The organism is Halochromatium sp. NSM3, assembly GCF_059621085.1.
Map to the genome: position 1 here is coordinate 1 of NZ_JCAQIA010000081.1, position 2,524 is coordinate 2,524.

The 2,524-nt window shown below is 62.1% G+C and carries 5 protein-coding genes; all 5 read left to right on the forward strand.

The window, feature by feature from the left end; all coding sequences use genetic code 11:
• Positions 1-166: 166 nt before the first annotated feature.
• Positions 167-307, forward strand: a complete 141-nt coding sequence (locus tag AC54T3_RS17340; RefSeq protein ID WP_496626560.1) for a hypothetical protein — start codon at positions 167-169, stop codon at positions 305-307.
• A gap of 352 nt (positions 308-659) precedes the next feature.
• Entirely contained in the window at positions 660-968 is a 309-nt protein-coding gene (locus AC54T3_RS17345) for a hypothetical protein (protein WP_496626561.1), read from the forward strand.
• Between the two features lie 158 nt (positions 969-1,126).
• Positions 1,127-1,720, forward strand: a complete 594-nt coding sequence (locus AC54T3_RS17350; RefSeq protein ID WP_496626562.1) for a cytochrome b — start codon at positions 1,127-1,129, stop codon at positions 1,718-1,720.
• 59 nt (positions 1,721-1,779) lie between these two features.
• Complete coding sequence (locus AC54T3_RS17355; protein ID WP_496626563.1) at positions 1,780-2,379, forward strand: YceI family protein; 600 nt, start codon at positions 1,780-1,782, stop codon at positions 2,377-2,379.
• A 29-nt stretch (positions 2,380-2,408) separates the two neighbouring features.
• Positions 2,409-2,524, forward strand: a 116-nt coding sequence (locus tag AC54T3_RS17360) for a glycoside hydrolase 100 family protein (protein ID WP_496626564.1), incomplete at its 3' end; no start/stop codon positions are given.

The following is a 2,524-nucleotide window of genomic DNA, read 5'->3' on the forward strand; positions in this document are numbered from 1 at the left end:
CGCTTTGAGCGGCTCACGCATTCAAAGCCCCCGGCTTTGCCGGGGGATGGTTACTCAATCAAGATTGATCGCACCTTCGTGCGCGCCTTGCCAGATGACGCGCAAGACTTGGCACTATGCCGGGCGGTCGTGCAAATCGGCTTGAGCATGGGGCTTGAGCATGGGGATGCGCGTCCTCGCCGAGGGCTGCGAAACGCAGGCCCATGTTGACTGCCTGATCGCTTTGGAGGTCAATGCCTTGCAGGGCTATTACTACGGCAAGCCGGTACCGGCTGAGGACTTCCCGGACGCGGTGGCCGTTGATTAAAGAGCGGCCTGTTCATCTAAAACAGTGACCCTCAGCATGACGTTGCGACGACCCAGCCTCTTGTGACTGCTGGCCCTGACCAGTGCTGTCGCGCCGGCGGAGCCGCTGGCCGATGATCCTCCGTTCACCGATACCACGAAGCGTTCAATCGAAATCGAGCACGGGATGAACATTCCGTGACGATGCCGTCTGCTCAGGGCCGCGAGGTGATCGAGTGGGATTCTTTAAGCTGCTGTTTTTAAAGCTTTTTAATGGTTTTTCAACCTTGGCACGGGTGCTGCTTACTTATCGGGTAAGTCCGGCAAACGCCGGGCCGTTCAACCCAACCGCAGTCCAATCAGGAGCACATCCCATGAAAACATTGACCACCACACTCGCCGCCACCCTCTTCACCGTTGCCGCCAGTGGCGTGAGCGCCGCCGAGGTCTACCAGGGACTCGGCGCCGGCCATCCGGATCTGTCCAGCCATCCGCTGGGGATCGAGGACGGTTTCGGTGTGAGCGCCGTGCAGCCGGGCGTCGGCAGCCAGATCGATCGTTACCAGGGCATTGCCGATGGCAACTCGGATCTGTTCAACCTCCGCATCGACGGGCCGTCTACCAGCAGCAAGCGGCCGAACATCTACGGCGCCGCCACGGGCAATCCGGATCTGTCGTTCTGATCGCGACGACACCATCGAACCGGCCCCCGCGCGGGGCCGTCATCGTGGCGGGGCCGCTTAACCTGGCGGCCCCACCTTAATCACTATTGTAGCATCCTTGAGGTGGCCTTCTTTCGTCACAACGTCGCTTGCTGTGAGACAGCACTTTGAGCCAAGACATGCTGCGCAATACCCACGATACCTACGGCCTCGTTGCCGTTACCCTGCATTGGCTGGTGGCGGTGGTGGTCCTAAGCCTCTTCGCTCTCGGCCTCTGGATGGTCGAGTTGACCTACTACGACGACTGGTACCGCACCGCGCCGGCGACCCACAAGGCCGTCGGGGTGCTGCTGTTCATCACCGTGACGCTGCGCCTGGGCTGGCGCTTGGTGGGCCCGCAGCCGGCGCCATTGGCAACGCACTCGATGCTGGAACGGCGGATCGCGAGTCTCGCCCATGTGTTGCTCTATGGGCTGCTATTCGCGGTGATGCTGAGCGGCTATCTCATCTCGACCGCCGACGGACGCGCCATTGACGTCTTCGGCCTATTCCGCGTGCCGGCCCTGATCACCGACGTGCCGAATCAGGCCGATGTTGCCGGCGAGTTCCACTTGATACTCGCCATCTCGCTGGTGTCCCTGGCCGGTATCCACGCGCTGGCTGCGCTCAAGCATCACCTGGTCGACCGGGATCGCACCCTGCTGCGAATGCTGGGACGAGGATCAGCTTCCAAGAAAGACGCGCTGATGCGGCCCCAATCCAATTCGACGTGACCACGCCTGTCATAACCACCCGATGATCCACCCAACCCACGGCCAACAGGAGAATGAACATGCCCAGGCCCATATCCAAGACCCTGATCGCCCTGAGCCTGACCGGTGCGCTGTTGCTGCCCGCTGTCGCCGCCGCCGAGGTCGAGGAATACGTGATCGATACCGAAGACGCGCATGCCTTCGTCCAGTTCCGCATCCAGCATCTGGGCTACAGCTGGCTCTACGGCCGCTTCAACGAATTCGACGGCCGCTTCAGCTATGACACCGGGGACCCGGACAACGCCAGCATCGAGGTCGAGATCGAGACCGCGAGCCTGGACTCCAATCACGCCGAGCGCGACAAGCACCTGCGTGGAGATGACTTCCTGGACGTGGACCGCTATCCGCAGGCGACCTTCAAAAGCACCGCCGTCGATCTCGACGAGGACGGCACTGGCACCGTCACGGGCAACTTTAGCTTCCATGGAGTCACCAAGCCGATCACCCTCGACGTGGAACAGATTGGCGCCGGACCCGATCCCTGGGGCGGGTATCGCCGTGGTTTCCAGGGCACGACCCGCTTCCCGTTGAAGGACTTCGGCATCGACTATGACCTGGGGCCCGCCTCGCAGGAGGTCGAGATCATCCTCTCCATCGAGGGCGTGCGGCAGGACGGATAGTGTTCCGTGATCTGATCGGTGGTACAGCCATGAACCAGGATGCAAGACAGCGCGCCTGGCGCCTGCTGGAGGAATCCGTGGTCACCTACCGCGGCGAGCCGGTCGGGACTGTCGCCGCCCATGATCCCGAGACCGAGGCGCTCAA

Bases quoted from the DNA above. Each gene is read 5' to 3' on its own strand.
- AC54T3_RS17355 (WP_496626563.1), top strand. From the start codon at position 1,780: ATGCCCAGGCCCATATCCAAGACCCTGATCGCCCTGAGCCTGACCGGT.
- AC54T3_RS17345 (WP_496626561.1), top strand. From the start codon at position 660: ATGAAAACATTGACCACCACACTCGCCGCCACCCTCTTCACCGTTGCC.
- AC54T3_RS17340 (WP_496626560.1), top strand. From the start codon at position 167: ATGCGCGTCCTCGCCGAGGGCTGCGAAACGCAGGCCCATGTTGACTGC.
- AC54T3_RS17350 (WP_496626562.1), top strand. From the start codon at position 1,127: ATGCTGCGCAATACCCACGATACCTACGGCCTCGTTGCCGTTACCCTG.